The organism is Pleurocapsa sp. FMAR1, assembly GCF_963665995.1.
Lineage (GTDB): Bacteria > Cyanobacteriota > Cyanobacteriia > Cyanobacteriales > Xenococcaceae > Waterburya.
Genome location: NZ_OY762512.1, coordinates 157,414 through 179,435, shown reverse-complemented (window position 1 = coordinate 179,435; position 22,022 = coordinate 157,414). Strand labels below are relative to the sequence as shown.

Genomic DNA, 22,022 nt, shown 5'->3' with positions numbered 1-22,022 from the left:
GCTTAGAGCCTATAGCTACCTCAACCGTTTAATTGTCTTAATTAGAAAGTAGCTTTAGTGAAGGTAGGTCACTTATCACCTCGATCAATGCGGAATCTTTCAACTGAAGATAGCAAACCACGAGCAATACCCACAAGATTTTGGAGTGCGCCTCCAACCCTCTGAGACTCTTGAGAAGTAGCCTGAGCCGTTAGCTCTACAGACTGCATTACTTGAGCCACAGCACGGGAGTTTTCCTTTTGTTCGACAGTATCGGCTGTAATCGATCGCACCAGAGTATCAATGCGATTAGATACTTGAATAATATCCTCTAGGGCAGTTTTTGCCTGTTCTGCTCTTTCTGTTACGTCAATTACCTCTTGAATACCTTCTTCCATGGCGGTCATTACCGACCCCGTTTCACTTTGAATTTGCAGTACAATTTGCTCAATCTCTTTGAGAGATTTACCCGATCTATCTGCTAATTGCCTTACCTCATCGGCAACTACCGCAAAACCACGACCTGCTTCCCCTGCTTTTGCTGCCTGAATTGAGGCATTAAGTGCAAGCTGATTAGTTCTTTCAGCAATTTGCGAAATCAACAGAACAATTTTCGAGATTTCTTGGGATGCTTCGGCTAAACGTTTTACCTTACGGGCTGTTTCTGATACTGTTTCTCTAATCTGAAAGATTCCCGATACTGTTCTTTCTACCGCTTTACCGCCTTTGAGGGCAGTTACAGAAGATGAGCGGGCAACTTCTTCTGCCTCACGAGCATTGTCTGCCACCCTTTCAATAGATTCGGTCATCATCTGCACCGAATTTAAGGTAACAGCAAGCTCTTCTGCCATCCGTAATGCTTCACTCGATTGATTACGGGCAAACAGTTCACTATCGGTAGAACCTTTATTTACCTGTTCTGCTGCTTCTTTTACCTGACGGACAATTTCTCTTAGACTTTGAATGGTTAAGTTAAAAGCATCAGCCACTGCGCCCAATACGTCGGCAGTTACGGTAGCCTGTACGGTCAAATCTCCTCTAGCTGCGCCCTCTACATCATCTAGAAGACGGATTACCTGACGTTGGAGGTCTTCTTTTGCCTGCTCAGTTTCTTCGGCTCTTCTTTGGGCTTCTTGGGTGGTGGTCAAAATAACCCCAGTCATGCGGTTAAAACCACTGGCTAGCTGCCCAAATTCATCTTGAGCATATACCGTCGCTTTGGCGTTGAGATTTCCTTGATAGACATCATCAAACTGAGCCTGTAAATTATGACTAGCTCTGGTTACGTGTTTAGCGGTAATTTTACCCAAAGCGGCTGCTGTGCCAAAACTGGTAACCCCAGCAATTAAACTTAAAAGCAGGCTATTTCTAGCACCCTCAAGGGGTTCATCAGGGTTGGGATTGATAATAGCCGAACCCGCTGTGCCGATTAATAAAACGGCGATCGCCGAAACTACTCCTGTAACTCCAGCCGTAATCAACTGTTTTTTCTGAATCGGCGCATTAATAAACCCAGCTAAAGCTCCTTGCTGAACTTCTACTTTATCTGCTGTCAAAGAGGTTGAAGCATTTGTTTCCACTCCTATTTCACTAATAGCAACTTCATCGATACCAATAGCATCTGTTTCTGAAGCTAAATCGTTAGATAAATTCGCGCTAATGCTGCTTGGTTCTTCGGCAACATTAAATAAACCAGTATCAGGCAAACCTTGTTCCAATTCTTCCAGGTCAAAAAAGCTACTGTCAATTTCATCAAATTCCAGTTCATCTTGATAATCTAAGCCCTCGTGCTCGGAAACATCAGGCATTTCTATTCCATATTCTTGACTGCCATCCATAGAGAATGGTTCAGTTAAAACCGTATCAATTTCTAATTCAGAACTGTCATCATAATCATTTTCATATTCCTTTTGATTGGCGATCGCAAAGTCTTCTTCAGTATAATCAGGAAGTGAATCATCATCATCAGAATCTATCATAAAGGTAGATCTAGTCTGAATTCCTGGTTGTACTGGCGATGAGGGAAAATCTTGAGACTCTGGAGATGGCTCTGATTCAAATGGCGTAAAAGGATTGCTCAAACTAGTATCATCATCAATTGATGTCAAATCCTCAGCATCTTCCAACCCTGACTCTGCAAAAGAATTTCCGTAAGAGTTATCACCCTCAGGAATAAAATTATGCTTAATATCTGATTCTGCACCATCATCTAATTTCAAATCGTATTCTTGGTCAAAATCAAAATCATCGTCACCAAAGCTTTTGGCAAATTCTTCGTCGTCAGGAAAATCAATTTCTACTGAATCTTCTACTTCGTCAATCTGCCCTACATTCAGCATTTGTGTCTGGGCAAAATTAGTTTGATCGAAAGCTAATTGTGGCTCACCCAACTGCTGCTGTAGCTGCTCTGCCTGTTCAATTCCACTACGGGCAAAATCAAGCAAATCTTTTTGTGCGCTTGATTCTAATACATTTTCATATTGTCTTATAGCCAGATCGTAGTTTTGAAATCCATAACAATAAATATGACCTCGCAGCAACAAGACATTAGGATCGTTGGGAAATTCTTCAGCTAAATGATTGATTATTTCTGCTGCTTGAGCAAAATTACTTTCTAAATAAGCCTTTTCTGCTTGTTCGTATTCTTGTGAATAGTTAGTTCCTGATGCCATGTGCTTCTTGCCAAATTAATCTAAGTTATTTATTACTTGCGCTGACGAATGATATTGCTTTAAAATTTAGACTTGTCAATGACAGTCAATTTTTATAAGAAAATAAGAAAGTTAAAATAAATAATGATGTTTTCTTTAATTAATATTGCCCAATAAGTATAAGTTTAAACCCACGCATTAATTAATCATGCGCAGTATATTCTTAGGTTGCCCATCGTGCCGAACGCAAGATTTTTGCTGAATCTAATAAATTCACGACTACACCACTTTCATCTTCTGGCTGCCATTGAGCCTGAACAAAAGGAGCCATAGTATCTGATAGAGGATAATTAATTTTTAGTTGTTCCACGTTCAACCAATCCATATTTCCAATACTATTTATGGCTAAACCTAGTATTTGCTCTTGATCTTCGATCGCAATTACAGGAATTGTCGGTCGATCTGTTTTAAGCACAGCCTGATCTCCTAAAAACTGACCAAGATCTGCTACCCAAATTACTCTTCCTCTCAAGTTGATCGTCCCCAACAATAAGGGCGACGCATTAGGAATCGGCGCAATCTGGTCGGGGGTTTGCTGCATCACCTCAGCAATACCTGTAGCGGGAAAAGCGCAAGCTTCTCCTGATGGCAGATAGAAACGAAGATGTAATTCACCCTCTGGATTTTCTAAGGGCTGTATATCTAAAGATAAATCTAGATCATCCGTATACGGTTCTGAATTACTAACCATAATTTCTTTTTTATGTACTACTCAACCACTGCTAACTATATTATTAAATATAAATGGTAATCTTAAGCCCGTAGCAGTTGTTTGACGGTGCCAATTAATTCAACTGGCTGAAAAGGTTTGGCAATATAAGCATCTGCGCCTTGCTTCATCCCCCAGTAGCGATCAAATTCCTCTCCTTTAGAAGAACACATAACTACTGGAACATTCTGTGTTTTGGGATCTGATTTTAAACGGCGGCATAGCTCATAGCCATTCATTCTAGGCATAACAATATCCATAACAACTATGTCAGGATTAAATGATTCCAAATGCTCCAAAGCTTCTACTCCATCACAAGCAACAGTCACCTTCAAACCGCTACCTTTTAAAAGATCGGAAATCATTTGTCTTTGTGCCAAACTATCTTCTACGATTAGAACTTTGCTCATAACACGCTATCTACAAAAGTCACATTCAAGTTTAAATCTACTTGGTAGTTTATTAAATATAGGAAAATCAAACTTTTTGCCTAATTTACTAATTGGTAATTACCCTATAAGAGAATAACTTACTCACCACATATATTCCTCCATTTTATTAAAGCTACATTCAACCGAGCAAAATTAATAAGTTGAGCAGAGATTAAGCTTTGGTTCAATCTACAAGATTTTTTTAATCGAGTAAAGCGAATTGATCAATAAAAAGTAGACTACTAACTTCTTTGCTTCAGAATATACTCTACTTTTCAACCAATCGCCACGTCACGAGCAACATAAACTAGATCGGGTTTGTATTTTAATTAATTAAGTTTTAAACAATTTGTTGGCAGGAAATTACCAATAAAGTCAGCGGTACACCGCCTTGAAAAGGCGGTGCCTGCGCTGACCGCCTTCCGCGGTCAAATTTTGAGTTTTAATTAAAGATTGCTCAGGTTTAAGGCATTTTAATAAATATATATTGCTTTTTTGTCTTTTAAAATAACGTTGCTTTATTTGTAAGATAAATCTAGTTGAAATTACGTAACAAATAAAACTAGATGTGTAAACTCTAGTCAATTAACGGACGAACTTAATTGATACTTATAGTTATGGTATTTAATGTTTGGCAATTTAACTTAAGAGCGATATTCGAGCAAAAGTATTGGCAACCTATTCTAATGCTGGTTATGCTAAGGAAATTAAAATTGATTAATCACTAACTCTATTAGATTAAATTAGATTCTAATCTGGATGTTTCAATAAATCGACAGTAAACTAGAAAAGCTTAATTTTTCTGAGTTTCAGCACAGAAAAAATCAAGAGGAAGGCGCATAGTGCTATATCTGGCAGAAGTACAAAAACAAAGTAAGGGATTTATGGGCGGTACCGACACTAAGCTAAAGCTCATAGCTTGTCAACGTAACGATGAAAGTTGGAGTGTTGTCGGCAATGAATCTATTGCGATTAACGATGCTAGTGATTTTGGCGATGGTGCTTTAGTTGCCGTTAACCTAGGTGTTAACCGTCAGATACAGGGTAATATGGAATTAGCTTCTCCCAAAATTGTTGGTATTTTAAAGAACTTTTCTCGTCTTTTGGAAAAGACCAAGGATCAAGAACAAGAAATTGAACAGTGGAAAGAGTCACTAGAAAGACAAAGTGAAGAATTAAGTATACGACAAATTGAGATGGAAACTCGTCTTGAGCAAGTCGAACATATGGAAGAAGAGTTTGAGCAATTTGAACAGCAGAGAGAAGAAATCGCAGTAGCTAAAGCAGAAACAGAAAAAGCTAGAGCCGAATTTGCAACAAAAAGCACAGAACTTCAGGGTGCTTGGCAACAGTTACGGGGACAACAGCAAAATTTAGATGAGCAGTTAAAAGAATCTAAAGTATTAAATGAATCTCAGGCTGCGACAATCAAGGAAAATTTGTCTGTCTTAGCTATGGTCATAGACTCCAGTAAATCTTTTAAAAGTAAGCTTGATTTAGCTGCTGAAGCAGTTGAAAATCAACAAGAGATTTTGCAACCTCACTGGCAAAATCTGACACAATATTCTCAGGATTTGCAAATAAAACGTCAAGAATTAAAACTTACTGATACGGAACTAGCGGCGAAAAATCAAAAAATACAGCCTTTAATAGCTTCGATCGCCGAAATAGGGAGACAATTAGGTATCGAACAAAAATCATTAGAGGCTAAACAAGAGTTAACGCAGTTTCTCAATGTTCAATCAGATGCTCAAAACAGTATGATATCGATGCTGGCTGGCTCTGAATCTGACTCTAATGCAGAGCAAAAAGTGAGCATCAAAGAGCTAGAGAATATGCCTCTACCAAATTTAGAGGAGATGGTAGCCAACTTGAAAAAAGATTTGGAGAAGGTGGCTCTATTTGTCAACGATCAGGAAGAGGAACTAGGGTGGCAATGTAAAGCCGTGGAAGAGCTAGAAGCTAAAATTGCGAACATGGCAGAATTTGAGCGTTTTACTTTAGAGCAAGAATTAGCAGATGAGCTTGAGGCTAAAAAGATGTTAGATCAAACTCTAGTTGGTCAACGTCGATCGCTTAAGGAAAGATATAATTTTTTGTTACAACATTCAAGAGTCCTTAAACGTCGTCAGGGCATAATTGATTTTGACCTGGAATCGGCGATTGAGGATATTGATTTGACACCTATCAAACAGGGATTGGAGAAACAATCTCAAAAGCTACAGCAACAGCAGCAAGAACTAGCTCAAGAAGTAGCTCAAGTCCAAGAGAATATCAAAAGCCTTGAAGCTAAATTAAACAAGCAGCAGACAGAAAAAAGCGAATTAGAGTCAGCCTTCGTTCAACAGCAAGACACTTGGCGTAAATTAAATTTTGATGTAGTTCAGATACAGTCTCAGATTGATTTTTATCAGCAAGAGCTACAGCCATTACAAGATGCTCTAGATGCTATCGGTAATCAAGTTTCGCAAATGGAGCAATTAATAACAAATGATGCAGAACCTGGAAAAGCTGTTCTGGAAATAGAGCAGATTATTAACGAAATAACCGCTACATAAATTAAATAGTATTTAAGGGAAATTGCCAACAGAGTAATGTATATGTTCCCCTGAATCCAAAACTTTTTTGACTGGTATCATTTTGACGACGCAATTACTGTAGAATAAGCTTTCCAAGGTTCTGGTAAATTGAGGAGTCCAAAGGTTTTCTTTGACTGGAATATTTTGCTTTTGGAAAAACTTGAGTAGATGCGATCGCTCTATACCTGGTAAGATTCCTACATCTAAACTAGGAGTATACCAGCAGCCATCTCGCAACCCCCAGAGATTCCCAGTACTGGTTTCTAACCAATTTTGGTGGCGATCAATTAAAATTGCTTCGGTGGCATTAAAGCTCAAGGCTTGATTTCGGGCTAAGTAAGCCCCTAAATAATTACCCGTTTTATGGCTAGCTAAATCTCTTTTGTATAAATTACCCGTAGCCACCCAGGCAGTTATCCCCTCAGTTTGCCGCTGTTTTAAATCACCTGGCAAATTACGCCCTGAAATTAGTTCTTTGCCATCAGGAAATACTACCATCCTTAAGACGGGAAAATAAGCAGCTAGTTCTTTTGCTCCTTGACTAAAATTTTGCCAATTAGGCTGCTGCCATTTAAATGCGCTCAAACTCTGACTAAGGCGATCGCAGTGAGATTGCCAATAGGTAAGAGGATGTTCCAATGATTTTTCATATACTCGCAGCGTAGTAAAAACATTAGCACCATAAAGTAATCCTGGCTCATTAATATTGAGTTGCAGTCGCTCAGAATTAATTAATTCCCCTTCATACCAATACATTTAATGTGAATCAGGCTTTGCTTAGATTTGTTGGTTTTTAGCTTTCAGCTTCTTACGACACTTGCTCAAGTCACGGAAACCAACAAGACCGCAGTGTCGCGCTATCAGCTTTCAAAAACTAAGTAAGTAGGCAGAATTAAATATATCGCAGTACGTTAATCGGTTAGGACAGAAAATTTAATTGCTCGTAAGTAATTAAGTGTCCTAACACAGCATCGTATTCGTATAAAACTGAATAAGCAAGATTTTATTCCCTACTTCCTACTTATTCATCAGCTAATCTCATTGCCTGATTTCTGAGTCAGAGTCTGGCAGTGGTTTATTATTTGGTTTGTCAATGCGATCTTGCAAGATAATAAAGGCGATTAGTCCGATAACGGTCGCTGTGGCTAAAGCTATAATCAAGGGTTTGAGCAACTTTGGTTGTTTTTTCGCTGCTAGTGGCTCGCCAATTGTCGGTTTGCCAATTTGCTGTTCTGGGAGAGAGGCTGTAGCAGATGTATTATCAACCAGACTCTGCTCTTTTGCAGAAGAATCAGTCGAATTATCCCCAGACCATTCTTTTGATTCTTTAAGAGCATATTCAATATCCGACCAAGAAACAGTTGTGCTTAGATCGCGATCGCGATCTTTTACTTGGCAATGAACTAGGGCTACTGTCACATTGTCATGACCATTTACTTGATTAGCAAAATCAATTAAATCATGAACTGCGCTCGTAAGATTTTGAGTTCCTTCTAATACTGGTAATACCTTTTGTCGCCACTGTTGTTCAACTCGGTCAAAATCGCTTAAACCATCGGTGCAAAGTAAGAAAACACAGTCACCGTCAATCATATAGTGTTGTATATTGGGGTGAAGCGTTGCTGAATCTTTCATACCTATAGCCTGAATTAAAGCTCCTGCCGAAGGATACTGCAAAGAATCTCGATATACGGCATAACCTAAACGCACCTCCCTAGAAGCTAGATCATCATCAATAGTTACTTGATGACAGCTATTTGGGGTAATCCAATAAATACGAGAATCACCAACGTGAGCCAGATACATTTCATGGGCATAAGCAAGAGTCATGACCAGGGTAGTTCCCATGCGCTGTCGTTCCTGACGCTGTTCGCTGTCATTGCGATCGCTAATGATATCATTAGACCCATTAATATATTTGGTCAACTGCTTTAATATTTTCCGAGGATCATGATCTTGCTCGTTTGGCTTTAAAGCTGATATTTGGTCATGCAAATATTTGATGGTTGCTTGAGAGGCAATTTCTCCACCATCGTGTCCCCCCACTCCATCACAAACAATGGCTAAGGAACTTTCTAACCCATTAATTTCATTTGGTTGATGATAGATAGGATAGGCTGCATCTTCGTTGTTAGAGCGATTAGGTCCTGAATCACTAAGAGCATAAATACGATAAGAGTACTTTCTGGCTTTGCTGCATTGGTCTGCTACTTTATCTAATAGTGCCAGTACTTGACTAACTCGCTCAATTTTGCCAGTCTCCAAACAAGAGGCAATTTGTCCTAACACCTCTTTAATTTCAGGGCGAGCATTGTTTGCCCACTGCGTCCATAAACTTCCCAAATCTTTTAAAGTCGGCTGAAGATCATTATCCTGCTGTAGCTGAATAACTTGAACTATTTGTCCATTAATTCGGATCTGGTCTGAATTAAGTAAGGTAGAAGCTACTTTTTTATTTAATAAAGGTTTCCAGAGTTTAACTATTTGCCACAGCCAACTGATTTGTTGAAAAGCGTTAGCCTCGATCCATAAACCATCTAGTTTGGGAATAAGCTGCTGAGGATAATCTAGTTTTCCTGTAGCATTGCTTGGCACAGTACCATAATCAAACAGCCAAACATCCGTACCATCTAAAAGTCCGTACACTTGCGGTACGTGAGGATAACAGGAAAAAAGCTGTAAATAAACTACAATTTCTTGGGGAACTTCTTCTGGAGTGATGGGGGGTTTATTTGGTTTAGTATCGAGAAATATTTGAGTGCCTAACGCCAAATATCTACCGTTAATTAAAGCTTGCTTGTGTTCTGAAGATACTGCTTTGTTGCTCCATAGATATCTTCTAATCAGTGGAGTGTCACATCGATGGCAACAATTAGCTTCTAGTTGGTTAGACGCTGCGCATTGAGGATTCGAGCATTGTATTTTAGGCTCAGGATGTGGCATAGATATTTTGAGCTATTGAGCATACTCCATATTTATTGGAGATTAGATCATGTTTGGACACAAGGATTACTAAAGCTTGTATACAAATAGCAATCACATAAACTCGATCTTAATCTGTAACTTTTAGACAAATATTATAAACTCATCGAGCGGTTTATGGCTTCAAATAGTTTAGTAAATGAATCTCTATGGTAGTCGAAAATTTTGCAATTTTTATGTCAGTCTCAATCGGCAACTATTGCTCTATCCAGTTTTAATATTCATATAGTTTTTTTAAACTTTTCTCCAAAGCTGCCGTTAACTTTAAAGAGCTTTGACGCAATGAACTATCGAGATAGTCGGCTACGGCTAAAGGTGAGCCTATATCTACTCTAATTTCTGTTCTCCAAGTAGGATAAAGCTTGCTATAGCGAATCGCCATCGGTAATATTTTAACCTTTGACTTATCTGTTTCTGCCTGCAAGGCGATCGCTGCCACACCTCTTTTAAGCGGATGAATTTGGTAGTCGTCAAAAATTCCCCCTTCAGGAAAAATAACCAACATTTCTCGCTCATTTTTCAAAAGTTCAACACTATGACGCACGCTCTTTAGTTGAGGATGTTCAGTATCTACAGGAAAACCTCCCATACGGCGAATGACCCAGCCTTGTATTCCTTTGACCTCATTGGCAGAAACCATAAATCTAGGATCTCTGCCACTTACTAATCTTCCTACTGCATAAGGAACAATAAAGGCATCCCAACGAGAACGATGAGTTGGGGCAATAATAACGGGGTCATCTTGAGGAATATTCTCCTGTCCAGTAATTTGGATTTTGCTAAAGAAAAAAGGCAACACAAAATAACATCCTAGGGGATAAATTATTTTGGCTACCCAAGGAGATACAGAAGAATTTAGTTCCTTTGATTGTTTTGAAGATAAACTGTTTGAGTTCTTGGATGGTTCTAGCTGAGTCATTAATGAACTAAGATTATACTCATTCTATTTACTAGCTTAATTTTTCTTTAACAAAATGTGTGTTACAAGCGGGACACTTACTTAGTTGTCATTGTTGTCATCATGTTTGATTTCCTTAAGAATTAAACAAAAATTTTTGGTAATTTAAATAAATTACCGAACAAACATAATTTATTTGATTGAGTCGTGCAAAAAAAATTATCAGCCGAATCATTACTTCAGGCAACAAAACTGTCTAAGAGCTTTGGTGGAATTAAAGCAGTAAATAATGCTCATATAGAAGTTAATTATGGCAGTATTACGGGCTTGATTGGTCCAAACGGAGCAGGTAAAACGACTTTATTTAATCTACTATCTAATTTTATTCAGCCTGATAGTGGTACGATTTTGTTTGATAATCAGCCAATTCATCATCTACCGTCTCACAAAATTGCTACCAGAGGATTTATTCGCACTTTTCAAGTGGCTAGAGTTCTGGCTCGTTTATCAGTATTAGAGAATATGTTGCTGGCTACACCAAATCAAACAGGAGAAAACTTTTTTCGAGTTTGGTTTCAACAATCTAAACTGAAAACAGAAGAAAGAGAAAATAAAGAAAGGGCAATGAATATTTTAGAGTCTGTGGGATTGGCAGCCAAAGCTCATGACTATGCAGGCGCATTGTCGGGAGGACAAAGAAAGCTTTTAGAGATGGCTCGAACTTTAATGACCAACCCCAAGCTAATTTTATTAGATGAACCCGCAGCAGGAGTCAATCCGACTTTAATCAATCAAATTTGCGAACATATAGTTAACTGGAATCAGCAGGGAATTTCTTTTTTAGTAATTGAACACAACATGGACGTAATTATGAGCTTATGCGATCGCGTTTGGGTTTTGGCAGAAGGTACTAACTTGGCAGAAGGTACACCTGAAGAGATTCAGAATAATGAGTCGGTACTAGAAGCTTATCTCGGACAATAATCAATGACAATTATTTTGACTAACGACGATGGAATCGACGCGCCTGGGATTCGTGCCTTACAAAAAGCCGTCACGGGAGAAACTATAATTGTTGCTCCCAAGAAACCGCATTCGGGTTGCGGACATCGGGTGACTACCCAGCGAGGAATTAAGCTAGAACGAAGATCGAACACAGAATATGCCCTAGAGGGTACTCCTGTTGACTGTACCCGCTTAGCAATCAAGCAAATAGCTACAAATACTAAACTAGTCCTGTCAGGAATTAATGCGGGGGGAAATCTGGGTGTAGATGTTTATATTTCAGGGACGGTAGCTGCGGTGAGAGAAGCCGCAATTCACGGTATTCCTGGTGTTGCTATTTCTCACTGGATTAAAAGACCTTTGCTGATTGATTGGGAAGTGGCTACTCTGTGGACAAGTAGGGTACTCAAAGATTTGCTATCTCGTCCTTCCCCCCCTAATAGTTTTTGGAATGTTAATTTACCCCATTTAGAACCAGAACAGCCAGAACCCAAAATTATTCTGTGTGAACCTAGTACTGCGCCTTTACCTGTAGATTTTCGAGTTGAAGGAGATATGTATTATTATCAAGGAGAATACGCCAAGCGCGATCGCACTTCAGGAACAGATGTAGACGTATGCTTTGGCGGTAATATTGCCGTAACCTTAATCAGAGTATAGTGCGTTTGACCAAAGCATCTTGCACTACAGGAGGAAGCTGGCGCATAATTTTGCCTTTTTCGCGATCTATTCCTACTAAAACTACTGTTCCTGAAGCAAATAATTCTTCTCTGTTATAAGACTGAATTTCATAATCCCAGTTGATACGGACTCCTTTGGTTTCGATCAAGCGAGTTTTGACTATTGCTGATACTCCTAAGCGAATTGGCAAGTGATAGCGCAAAGACACTTCAACTACTGGCAAATCACAACCTAACGCTACTAAATCAGCAAATTCAACGCCAACAGAGCGTAAATACTCTACCCTAGCCTCCTCCATCCAGGTTAAGTATGTACCATGCCAGACAATACCAGCATAATCTGTGTGGTGGGGTTGAGCTTTGACTGGGTACTCAAACCATCCCTGACTTTGAGCCTCTAACCCTTGCTCTGGCTCAATAGCTGAAGTAGGTAGTTTTGGTAGCTGAGGAACTTGCCTATGTTGTTCTGTCAATTGCCCTTACTCCTATAGATTATTTTAAAACCTCAGACCACTTAGTTTAATCGTAGGAGCTTAAAACTGACATCTAAAATTTTTATTTAGCAAGAATTAATTATTATTTATTTCTGAGGCGACAGACTTGATGGACTCAGCCAGAGAATCAGGTAATTTTTTGATTTGCATATTTCCCTGTAGAGTAAGCTGTTGAGATTTAATTTCGATGCTGGTGATGTCGATAGCCAAATCAGCATTAGAAAAGTGACGCAGATAAAATAGATCTCGAACTTTGTTCAGGATGGCTACTGTTTCGTCTAAATCTAAACTCTGTTTGTCTAAATATTTACCGCCTTTGAACTTAATTACTGCACCATCTTGCTTAAACTGAAGTGCCATTTGAAATTCTGCCGTTTTAATTTGCTGTTCTCGATTTAAAACGGCAGTGGCCATCAAAGATACTTTACCGTTGTCGTTTAAATGACATTTCGCCTGTTGGAGATAAAAATTTGCTGAGGAGTGATTTATTTTTAAGGCTAAACTTTGTAAGAGAATTCTGACATACTCTGAATTTAATAAGCGATCGCAATCCGATTCAGTAAAGATGATTTTGACCTTAAAGTTGCCTGGCTGTTCAAAAGCAATCTTGCCTAAGATCGCCTGAGTTAGATCGAGAGAAATATTATCAGAAGTAATGTTTATTTGTTCTAGCTGAATATCTTTAAAAGCAACAATCTTTTCACCAAAAAATTCTATCGACTCTGCTTTTCCCTGAATTGTTTGAGATGCTTGACTATCAACATTGATCTTGATGTTTTCAGCAGATTCTACTTGAGTTGCGATCGCCGTTTCGACAGCTTTATTAACCATAGTGCGACCTAAATCAATATTTTCTTTAGGTTTATTGTTCATTGAATCAGGTTACTACAATAGTGGGATTAATATTGATTGTAGCGATAGTAGCTCAGAAAACATAAATATTAATTGCTGTATAGATCTAGACAGTATGCAATCTCTATCTATTCTATACTTTTGATTTAACCTAAAATTTTGCACTGATGCAAAAAGTAGACAAAGGTGCATCTTTTATGGTCAGGCACATTTGTAGCTATTGATTAACCTGATTGTCTCAAAAAAAGATATATTAATTTCCGCTGGCATTACGACAAAGAAATAGATAATTAGAAAATTAAAGAGGAGAATCGATGCTAAACCAATCAGAAGCTGCTATTGAAGCGATCGCTGCTAGAGAAATTTTAGACTCCCGTGGTCGTCCTACCATTGAAGCCGAAGTACGTTTAGAGTCAGGCGTTGTGGGATTAGCTCAAGTACCCAGTGGCGCATCAACAGGCAGTTTTGAGGCACATGAATTAAGAGACGGCGATAAAAATCGTTACGGTGGCAAAGGTGTTTTAATTGCAGTTCGCAACGTCAAAGAAAAAATTACTCCTGAATTGCTGGACGTAGATGCTTTAGAACAGGCAACCGTCGATCAAATCATGATTGACCGCGACGGCTCTCCTAATAAGAAGAATTTGGGCGCAAACGCGATTTTAGCGGTGTCTTTAGCTACAGCAAAAGCTGCTGCTGAAGTGCTGGAACTGCCCCTCTATCGTTATCTAGGAGGACCATTATCTAATCTGCTCCCCGTACCGATGATGAACGTGATCAACGGTGGTTCGCACGCGGATAATAACGTTGATTTCCAAGAGTTTATGATTATGCCTATAGGAGCAGATTCTTTTAGGGAAGCTTTGCGCTGGGGTGCAGAAGTATTCGCCTCTCTTAGTAAAGTTTTGGGTGATAAAAATCTCCTAACAGGGGTAGGTGACGAAGGCGGATATGCGCCTAATTTGGGTTCTAATCAAGAGGCTTTAGATTTGTTGATTACAGCCATCGAAAAAGCAGGCTATAAGCCAGGAACGGAAGTGGCTTTGGCAATGGATGTAGCTGCTAGTGAATTTTATGCCGATGGTAAGTATACCTATGACGGTGAAGCTCATTCTCCTGAAGAATTTATTACTTATCTGGCTGAATTAGTGGAAAAATATCCGATTATTTCCATTGAAGATGCCCTGCACGAAGATGATTGGGATAGCTGGAAAACCTTAACTGAAAAGCTCGGTGACAAAATTCAGCTAGTGGGCGATGATTTGTTTGTGACCAATAAAACCAGACTTCAAAAAGGAATTGAGCTTGGAGTAGCTAATTCCATTCTAATTAAATTAAATCAAATTGGTACCTTAACTGAAACCCTAGAAACTATTGAACTAGCAACTCGCAGTGGCTATCGCTCAGTGATTAGCCATCGCTCAGGAGAAACCGAAGACACTACTATAGCTGACTTGGCGGTTGCCACCCGTGCAGGACAAATTAAGACTGGTTCTCTCTGCCGTAGCGAAAGAGTAGCTAAATACAATCGCTTATTGAGAATTGAAGAAGAATTAGGCGATCGCGCTGTTTATGCTGGCAAAGTTGGTTTGGGTCCTAAAAGCTAAACTCATAACCTCAGTTTCTAAACCAAAGATTAAGGCTTGGGTTGCTCCCAGGCTTTAATCGCAAATCTAATAGTAACCTATAAACAGTCGAGTTAAACTTGGCATGGCATTATATAAATAAATAAACAGGTTATATGAAATTTAATCTAGACAGCGTTTGCCCCTACAAAGGTTTTTAAAAAATTACTCGATAACCTCAACAATTATTCATTCAGACACTATAATTTAGGCAAACATGGAAATAAAATCTTCTCAACAGCTTAATCAGACCGTTACTACTAGCAATTTGGCACAGAATATTCAAATAGAAGACGATCGCACAGGAATGAGCGTTGAGACTCTCAAACGAGCCTTCGCCGACAATCTGTTTTATCTTCAGGGAAAAGACGAATCTACTGCCACTCTTCACGATTACTACCAAGCATTGGCATATACCGTGCGCGATCGCTTGTTACACCGCTTTATTAAAACAGGACGCACCTACTACGAAGAAAACGTCAAGGTGGTTTCTTATCTCTCGGCAGAGTTTTTGATGGGTCGTCATTTAGAAAACAACCTCATTTCTTTGGGTATCTACGAAAAAATGCGTCAGGTAGTCAACGAGTCGGGTTTAGAAATTGAGGATCTGATCGAACAAGAACCAGATCCAGGCTTGGGTAATGGTGGCTTGGGTAGACTGGCTGCCTGTTTTCTTGATTCTTTGGCTAATTTAGAAATGCCAGCTATCGGTTACGGTATCCGCTATGAATTTGGTATTTTCCATCAGGCGTTGAGAGACGGTTGGCAAGCAGAAATTCCTGATAACTGGTTGATGTTCCAAAATCCTTGGGAAATTGCTCGTCCTGAAGATTCAGCGGAAATTAAGCTAGGCGGACATACCGAAGTCTATCGCGATGAAAAAGGAAACAGCCGCGTTAGTTGGATTTGCGATCGCAAAGTCAAGGCCGTTCCCTATGATACACCAGTACCAGGATATCGTACTAATACAGTCAACGCCCTACGGTTATGGAAAGCCGAAGCCAGTGAAGAATTTAACTTCGAGGCATTTAATGCAGGTAACTATGACCGCGCCGTAGGCGAAAAAATGAGTTCGGAAACGATTTCCAAAGTGCTGTATCCCAACGACAATACTCCACAGGGTAAAGAACTACGTCTGGCGCAGCAGTATTTCTTTGTCTCTGCTTCTCTGCAAGACTTAATTCAGATTCATCTTAATGTTCATCCTAATCTCAGCAACTTCCACGAACGAGCAGCAATTCAGCTAAACGATACCCACCCAGCGATAGCGGTAGCCGAGTTGATGCGCCTATTTATCGACGAACACAGCATAGACTGGGATCAGGCTTGGGATATTACTCAAAAGACTTTGGCATATACAAATCACACTTTATTACCAGAAGCTTTAGAAAGATGGTCGGTAACTTTGTTTGCTAGAATGCTACCCAGACATATTGAAATCATTTACGAGATTAATCATCGTTTCTTAGAAGATATTCGCACCTGGTTTCCTGACGATCAGGAGCTTGCTTCTGAGCTTTCGATCATTGAAGAAGGCGCAGACAAAAAAGTTCGCATGGCAAACTTAGCTTGTGTTGGTAGTCATGCTATTAATGGAGTAGCTGCACTGCATACACAATTACTCCAAAAATACACGCTTCAAGGTTTTGCTAAACTTTGGCCTGAAAAATTCTTTAATAAAACTAATGGTGTTACTCCCCGTCGCTGGATTCTGTTAAGTAATCCTCGATTAGCAAAATTAATCACGGAAAAAACCGAAGGCGATAGCTGGTTAAAAAACCTAGACGAGATGCGAGTATTAGAGAACTTTCTTGACGATCCTGAATTTTGCCAGGAATGGCGGGAAATTAAGCGCAAAAATAAAATTACTCTAGCTGCACAAATCAAGAAAATTAAAAATATTGACGTTAACGTTGATTCGATATTTGATGTTCTAGTCAAACGAATTCACGAATATAAACGTCAACATTTGATGGTGTTACACATTATTACTCTCTACAATCGCATCAAGAAAAACCCTAATATTGATATCGTACCTCGCACCTTTATCTTTGGTGGTAAAGCTGCGCCTGGTTACTTTATGGCAAAGTTGATCATTAAATTTGCTAACGCAGTAGGAGAAGTAGTCAACAAAGATCCTGATGTTAAAGGTCGTTTAAAAGTTGTTTTCTTGCCTAACTTTAATGTTTCCTTGGGGCAAAAAATTTATCCTGCTGCTGATTTATCAGAACAGATTTCTACCGCAGGAAAAGAGGCTTCTGGTACTGGTAACATGAAGTTTGCCATGAATGGCGCCTTAACCATTGGTACTCTAGACGGAGCAAATATTGAAATCCGTGAAGAAGCTGGCGCGGATAACTTTTTCTTGTTTGGTCTGACTGCTGAAGAAGTATACAAAATGAAAGAAGAAGGATATGATCCCATGGCTTATTACAATAGTAATGAAGAACTAAAAGCGGTAATCGATCGCGTTGCTAAAGGTGACTTTAGCTATGGTGATACTAAGCTATTTAAGCCAATTGTTGATTCTTTACTTTATGACGATCCTTATATGCTGTTGGCAGACTATCAGGCATATATTTATTGTCAAGATATGGTTTCAGAAACCTATAAAGACCAAGACAAGTGGACAAAAATGTCTATTCTTAATTCTGCGAGGATGGGTAAATTTTCTAGCGATCGCACTATCAAAGAATACTGTGAGCAAATCTGGGATTTACAACCAGTTGAAATCAGTTTGGAAGCATACAGTCAGGAAAACAACGTAATTAATCATGACTAATAAATTGTCACAAATTACTCCAGCGTAAAACGGAACAGTGACCGTTAGTCAATCAACAGCAAAAAGGGATGTCTTTTTAAAGACATCCCTTTCTGATTTAAGATTACTTTTTTGTTTTTTGGGCAACAACTAAGCTTGCTCACAAGTAAACTTAACTAAAGAAAATTCGCTCGGCAGTAAGTTGAAGTTGAGGAAAAAGGCAAGATGCGATCGCTTGTTCCCCTTCAAATACCTTCTCTTCGTAAAGTCCTTCGTTCAAAATCAAAACCGTCACTTTATTAATTTGAGGATCGACAATCCAATATTCGGCAATGCCTCTAGCTGCATACTCAGATCGCTTATAACGATAATCTCGGTCTTGATTAACTTTCCCAGGAGAAACCACCTCCACAACTAAAGCAGGAGGAGACATATCCGACATAATCGTACTGCGTCCAAAACTACGTAAAGCATCGGCTAATTCTGCCGTCAGCACCATCAAATCTGGTAAACGAACTGTGGTACGACTGCCACTAACTACAATTTCGGTATCTTTGCAGCGCAGCAAACCAGGGGCAACAAATTGAGCAAAAATCAAGAGCAATTTGATGGCAATCTCAGCATTTTGGGGGCTTTCTGGTGGCATTTGAATCAAATTACCTGCCGATAATTCCCAATGTTGCTCTTCACTATTTTCATAGTTAAAGTATTCTTCTAGAGTTAATTTATCAGTAGCAGTAGTCATCAATTTTGGGCAGTCTTATATTAAGATTGTAATCAGTAAACAAAAGCTATTTAATAGGTTGCGCTTAACGATTGAGCATAGGTAGATTATGCGCAAATTGCGATCGCTCCTAAAACTATGTTTAATTTTACTAATTGATGACACGCCCTAAGAATCTATGGCTGAAAATCAAGGTAAATATTCAACAATCTTTTGTAATAGTTCATCAGCATCCACCGTTTTCTTGAGAAAATCCGATGAGCCAACCATTTTAGCTCTAAGGCGATCAATAATACCCGAATTGCTAGTCAGGAAAATAATTGGGGTTTCGGCAAACTCAGGATATTTACGCAGTTGAGCGCAAAGATCGTACCCACTTACCTTGGGCATAACAACGTCTAAAAATATCAGGTCTGGTTGACGCTCAATGAGGGTGGATGTCGCTTGTGTAGGATCGTTAACTGCTACAAAACGATAACCTGCCATGCCGATAATTTGTTCCATCATCTGGGAAATCAGGAACGTCTACCAGACCAAAGATCCCAGACTGAATATAGGGTAACAGAGAAGAAACCGCCTGTAGAGGTGATGTCCTTAGCTGTACGGCAAGATCCCTCATGGTTCTATTACCGTTGAGTAGTTTACATAAACTTTGGTAAGCAGAGATAGAAGTTTTTTTCTGTAGTTCTTGGGGTTGTAAAATTACAGGAGCTAGATTTGGCAATCTATCAGCCACCCTCGCATTTTCCCAGCTTTGCCAAACCTGTTGAGTCTGATTGACAAGTTCTTCAGGTTCAATCGGCTCAAGCTGAGGGGCGAGAGCATCGTTTTGGCTAAGGCGACAAATTATCTGTCTTGCTTGAGTTATATCAAACAATATCTCTTTTAAGGCAAACAAAACTGTATTTCTTGCTTGTTGAGGAGTGATTATGTTTTGTTCTACCCAATGATGTAGCTGTTCGTACTCCCAGATATTGTCGTCTAAGTCAGCTTCGCGCTCGGTTAGCTCTTCTTGCAGGCTAGAAAGCCCAAAAGGAACTTGAGGTAAATTAGAAATGAGATTTCTTTGCCAACGGCGAATGGGGTGAACTCCCCCCGTACCATAAACTATTGCGCCCAAGTGAAGATATAAATGCCATTCGCTCTTCTGCATCGGCTCGGTAAAAGTTAACTTTCCGCTTACCTGAGACTCTTGTAAAGAATTAAATAATTTAAGCTGCTTTAAGGCCGTAAATTCTCTGATGATTAGGCTATTAGAAGTAGTTTTGGCATTCATCTAGTTATGCCTCTTTGTTGCAGAAGATTAATAATTTGTATATTAGCTTGAGGAAATTGATATTGATTCATCGCCAAGGGACTTACCCAATGAATTTCGTCACATTCTAGGCATTCTGGTGTTCCATTCAAATGCTGACAATCATGGACATATAAAGTTATATTAAACGTTTTATATCTATGAACGATAGTTGTCAGGCGATCGCCTACTAATATTTCAATATTTAGCTCTTCCTTTATTTCCCGCTGGATACATTCTTCGATGGTTTCTCCTGGTTCAATTTTTCCTCCAGGAAATTCCCATAAGCCTCCCATCTCCCCTTCAGGTTTTCTTTTGTCGATTAGAATTTTTCCCTGCTGGTTAGTGATTACAGCTACCCCAATCTGCTTATGAGGAGTTGGTGATTTTGCCATGAAGTGTCGAAGCTTAATTTATCTACTGAGATCTGACTTAATGATTATAAACAAACGGCAACCTCTATTTTACGTCGATAAAGGTTGCCTACATGAATAATTTAATTCACAAATCTAATTTACAGTTAAGATTGTTGACTATCTACCTGAGCTGCCGATAAAGATTTTTCAAAGGTCATTCTTTGCTCTGCATTACGCAAGAAATAACCGCTCATCATCGCCGAAGCTAACATACGACCTAAGCTTTCGCGATTAGTGCTGATCGCTACTTCAAAGTTATCTGTAGGCAAATTGCCTAATAATCCAACTATATTTTGTTCTATGATTTGAAAAACTTCTCTCGATTCGGGTTGGGAGAGTTGAGCCGTGGCTTCTGGGCTTAAAGATTGGACATACTCCCATAAATGGTTATCTTCTTTATTCTGCATAAAACCGTTCTGAGAACTATTTTGGCTCTGCACTTTCTTACCTCTATACTTAAGATTGATCTTAGATCATATTTATTTAATCGTTACTTAATTTAATCACCATAAGTCAAATTAAGGATTACGTAGAACCGAACTATGCTCGGCAAGTTTCCCGATCTAACTCTAAAATAAGCAAGCCTTCAGCTAGCTAAATATTCGCGAATCACTATTTTACGCTTGCGTAACTTTGATAGTGCTTCTCTCTCTATTTGTCTAACTCTCTCTCTGCTAATGCTTAAACATTCGCCTATTTTAGCTAAAGTCATCGGTTTACCATCGCTTAAACCAAACCTCAAAGACAGCACTTCCCTTTGTTGGGGTGTTAAATCTGCCATCAGCTTTTCTAGGTCTCTTCTAAGAGATGAAGAGGTGGCGAAATCTTCTGGAGATTGTCCTGTGTCTTCTAACATATCTCCTAACTCGGTATCATTGTTGTCACCAACCCTGACATCTAAGGAAATAGGCTGACGGGATTTTTCTAGGTAGTCCCGTACTTGCTTGGGCGTTAGCTCTAGTTCTTTTGCCAATTCGGCAATAGTTGCTGTTCTTCCTTTTTGTTGAGCTAGTTGCCTTTGAGCTTTCTTGATTTTGTTGAGCTTTTCAGTGATATGAATCGGCAGGCGAATAGTACGACCCTTTTCAGCGATCGCTCTGGTGATTGCCTGACGAATCCACCAGTAGGCATAGGTACTAAAGCGATATCCTTTAGTGGGATCGAACTTCTCCACTCCTCTTTGCATCCCAATCGTTCCCTCTTGGATCAAATCCAACAGATCGAGGTTACGCTTGAGGTATTTTTTGGCAACTGAAACTACCAGACGCAGGTTTGCCTCTACCATTTTGCGCTTGGCAGACTCTCCCGCCTCAATTAGGGTTTGTAGCTCTTCTTGAGTTACTTTTGCAGCTTGCGACCACTCTTCGACTGTCGGTTCTATCCCTAGTTCTGCTTCTAGCTCTTCTTTGATTTGAGTTAAAGCGATCGCTTTTTGAACTCTTTTGGAATATAGAATTTCTTCCTCGTGAGTCAGCAGAGGAACGCGACCTATTTCTTTAAGATAGCTCCTAACTAAGTCGTTAGATTTTTGTGCTGTTTTCATGACGCGATTTACTTACTGTTATTGGTTAGGTAAGAATGAAATTCTCTCGTTTACTGGAATCTTAAGCCTTGAAAAGCCTTAAACTGATAAAACCCAGAGTTTTATGAGAATTTATGTTTACTTTTGTTAAGAATATGGCTTTGACCAACGGTCAGAGCAGCGCGAAAAGCCGTTGCGGGGGTTGCCCCCGTTGAGGCTATTGAGCAAGAAGGCTCCGTCCGTTTAGGGCGGAGTAATCTCTGACTTCCAGGTTTAGTATTTTTAGCAATTTTTTGTCTTGATTTTTTGGTATCAGCTTTTACCAAAATTCCTTGAAATAGACAAAACTAAAATCTTTAT

General features: G+C 39.3%; 19 protein-coding genes. 5 read left to right on the top strand and 14 right to left on the bottom strand.

Features of this window, described 5'->3' with window-relative positions; genetic code table 11:
• Window positions 1-68: 68 nt before the first annotated feature.
• The 3 genes from SLP02_RS00895 to SLP02_RS00885 all read right to left on the bottom strand — a co-directional run bounded on the left by SLP02_RS00895 (window position 69) and on the right by SLP02_RS00885 (window position 3,809).
• A complete protein-coding gene (locus tag SLP02_RS00895; RefSeq protein ID WP_319418771.1) occupies window positions 69-2,651 on the bottom strand; it encodes a methyl-accepting chemotaxis protein in 2,583 nt (860 codons plus the stop codon).
• A 202-nt stretch (window positions 2,652-2,853) separates the two neighbouring features.
• Complete coding sequence (locus tag SLP02_RS00890) at window positions 2,854-3,381, bottom strand: chemotaxis protein CheW (RefSeq protein WP_319418770.1); 528 nt, start codon at window positions 3,379-3,381, stop codon at window positions 2,854-2,856.
• A gap of 62 nt (window positions 3,382-3,443) precedes the next feature.
• Window positions 3,444-3,809 carry a response regulator transcription factor gene (locus SLP02_RS00885; protein WP_229641419.1) on the bottom strand — a complete coding sequence of 122 codons (366 nt, stop codon included), beginning with the start codon at window positions 3,807-3,809 and terminating at the stop codon, window positions 3,444-3,446.
• Between the two features lie 863 nt (window positions 3,810-4,672).
• Here SLP02_RS00885 and hmpF point away from each other — a divergent pair.
• Entirely contained in the window at window positions 4,673-6,388 is a 1,716-nt protein-coding gene (gene hmpF / locus SLP02_RS00880; protein WP_319418769.1) for a pilus motility taxis protein HmpF, read from the top strand.
• Between the two features lie 12 nt (window positions 6,389-6,400).
• Here hmpF and SLP02_RS00875 read toward each other — a convergent pair whose 3' ends face one another.
• The 3 genes from SLP02_RS00875 to SLP02_RS00865 all read right to left on the bottom strand — a co-directional run bounded on the left by SLP02_RS00875 (window position 6,401) and on the right by SLP02_RS00865 (window position 10,310).
• Complete coding sequence (locus SLP02_RS00875; RefSeq protein ID WP_319418768.1) at window positions 6,401-7,165, bottom strand: aminotransferase class IV; 765 nt, start codon at window positions 7,163-7,165, stop codon at window positions 6,401-6,403.
• Between the two features lie 282 nt (window positions 7,166-7,447).
• Window positions 7,448-9,352: a PP2C family protein-serine/threonine phosphatase gene (locus SLP02_RS00870; protein WP_319418767.1), complete on the bottom strand. Its 1,905-nt coding sequence runs from the start codon at window positions 9,350-9,352 to the stop codon at window positions 7,448-7,450.
• Between the two features lie 253 nt (window positions 9,353-9,605).
• Window positions 9,606-10,310, bottom strand: a complete 705-nt coding sequence (locus tag SLP02_RS00865; protein WP_319418766.1) for a lysophospholipid acyltransferase family protein — start codon at window positions 10,308-10,310, stop codon at window positions 9,606-9,608.
• 186 nt (window positions 10,311-10,496) lie between these two features.
• Between SLP02_RS00865 and SLP02_RS00860 the strand changes: the two genes are divergently transcribed.
• Together SLP02_RS00860 and surE are read left to right on the top strand one after the other, a co-directional pair.
• Window positions 10,497-11,273, top strand: a complete 777-nt coding sequence (locus SLP02_RS00860; protein WP_319418765.1) for an ABC transporter ATP-binding protein — start codon at window positions 10,497-10,499, stop codon at window positions 11,271-11,273.
• Window positions 11,274-11,276: 3 nt separating this feature from the next.
• Window positions 11,277-11,954, top strand: coding sequence for a 5'/3'-nucleotidase SurE (surE, locus tag SLP02_RS00855; RefSeq protein WP_319418764.1), 678 nt, complete (start codon window positions 11,277-11,279; stop codon window positions 11,952-11,954).
• Here surE and SLP02_RS00850 read toward each other — a convergent pair.
• Window positions 11,944-12,447, bottom strand: a complete 504-nt coding sequence (locus SLP02_RS00850; RefSeq protein ID WP_319418763.1) for an acyl-CoA thioesterase — start codon at window positions 12,445-12,447, stop codon at window positions 11,944-11,946. The genes surE and SLP02_RS00850 overlap by 11 nt on opposite strands.
• Window positions 12,448-12,543: 96 nt before the next feature.
• Window positions 12,544-13,341 carry an LmeA family phospholipid-binding protein gene (locus SLP02_RS00845; RefSeq protein ID WP_319418762.1) on the bottom strand — a complete coding sequence of 266 codons (798 nt, stop codon included), beginning with the start codon at window positions 13,339-13,341 and terminating at the stop codon, window positions 12,544-12,546.
• Between the two features lie 293 nt (window positions 13,342-13,634).
• Here SLP02_RS00845 and eno point away from each other — a divergent pair, with 293 nt between their 5' ends.
• Both eno and SLP02_RS00835 read left to right on the top strand, forming a co-directional pair.
• Window positions 13,635-14,927 carry a phosphopyruvate hydratase gene (gene eno, locus SLP02_RS00840; RefSeq protein ID WP_319418761.1) on the top strand — a complete coding sequence of 431 codons (1,293 nt, stop codon included), beginning with the start codon at window positions 13,635-13,637 and terminating at the stop codon, window positions 14,925-14,927.
• 235 nt (window positions 14,928-15,162) lie between these two features.
• The gene (locus SLP02_RS00835) at window positions 15,163-17,727 is read left to right on the top strand and encodes a glycogen/starch/alpha-glucan phosphorylase (RefSeq protein ID WP_319418760.1); all 2,565 of its coding nucleotides are present in this window, start codon (window positions 15,163-15,165) and stop codon (window positions 17,725-17,727) included.
• Window positions 17,728-17,878: 151 nt separating this feature from the next.
• Here SLP02_RS00835 and SLP02_RS00830 read toward each other — a convergent pair whose 3' ends face one another.
• The 6 genes from SLP02_RS00830 to SLP02_RS00805 all read right to left on the bottom strand — a co-directional run bounded on the left by SLP02_RS00830 (window position 17,879) and on the right by SLP02_RS00805 (window position 21,683).
• On the bottom strand, window positions 17,879-18,451 hold the full coding sequence (locus SLP02_RS00830; protein ID WP_319418759.1) for a Uma2 family endonuclease: 573 nt from the start codon (window positions 18,449-18,451) through the stop codon (window positions 17,879-17,881).
• A gap of 168 nt (window positions 18,452-18,619) precedes the next feature.
• Complete coding sequence (locus SLP02_RS00825; protein ID WP_319418758.1) at window positions 18,620-18,937, bottom strand: response regulator; 318 nt, start codon at window positions 18,935-18,937, stop codon at window positions 18,620-18,622.
• Window positions 18,888-19,706, bottom strand: a complete 819-nt coding sequence (locus tag SLP02_RS00820) for a DUF4388 domain-containing protein (RefSeq protein ID WP_319418757.1) — start codon at window positions 19,704-19,706, stop codon at window positions 18,888-18,890. The genes SLP02_RS00825 and SLP02_RS00820 overlap by 50 nt, the downstream gene beginning before the upstream one ends.
• Window positions 19,703-20,119, bottom strand: a complete 417-nt coding sequence (gene mutT / locus SLP02_RS00815; RefSeq protein WP_319418756.1) for an 8-oxo-dGTP diphosphatase MutT — start codon at window positions 20,117-20,119, stop codon at window positions 19,703-19,705. The genes SLP02_RS00820 and mutT overlap by 4 nt, the downstream gene beginning before the upstream one ends.
• Before the next feature lie 125 nt (window positions 20,120-20,244).
• Window positions 20,245-20,547 (bottom strand): DUF760 domain-containing protein, encoded by a 303-nt coding sequence (locus SLP02_RS00810; RefSeq protein ID WP_319418755.1) that lies wholly within the window; start codon window positions 20,545-20,547, stop codon window positions 20,245-20,247.
• A 179-nt stretch (window positions 20,548-20,726) separates the two neighbouring features.
• The gene (locus SLP02_RS00805) at window positions 20,727-21,683 is read right to left on the bottom strand and encodes an RNA polymerase sigma factor, RpoD/SigA family (RefSeq protein WP_319418754.1); all 957 of its coding nucleotides are present in this window, start codon (window positions 21,681-21,683) and stop codon (window positions 20,727-20,729) included.
• Window positions 21,684-22,022 lie beyond the last annotated feature (339 nt).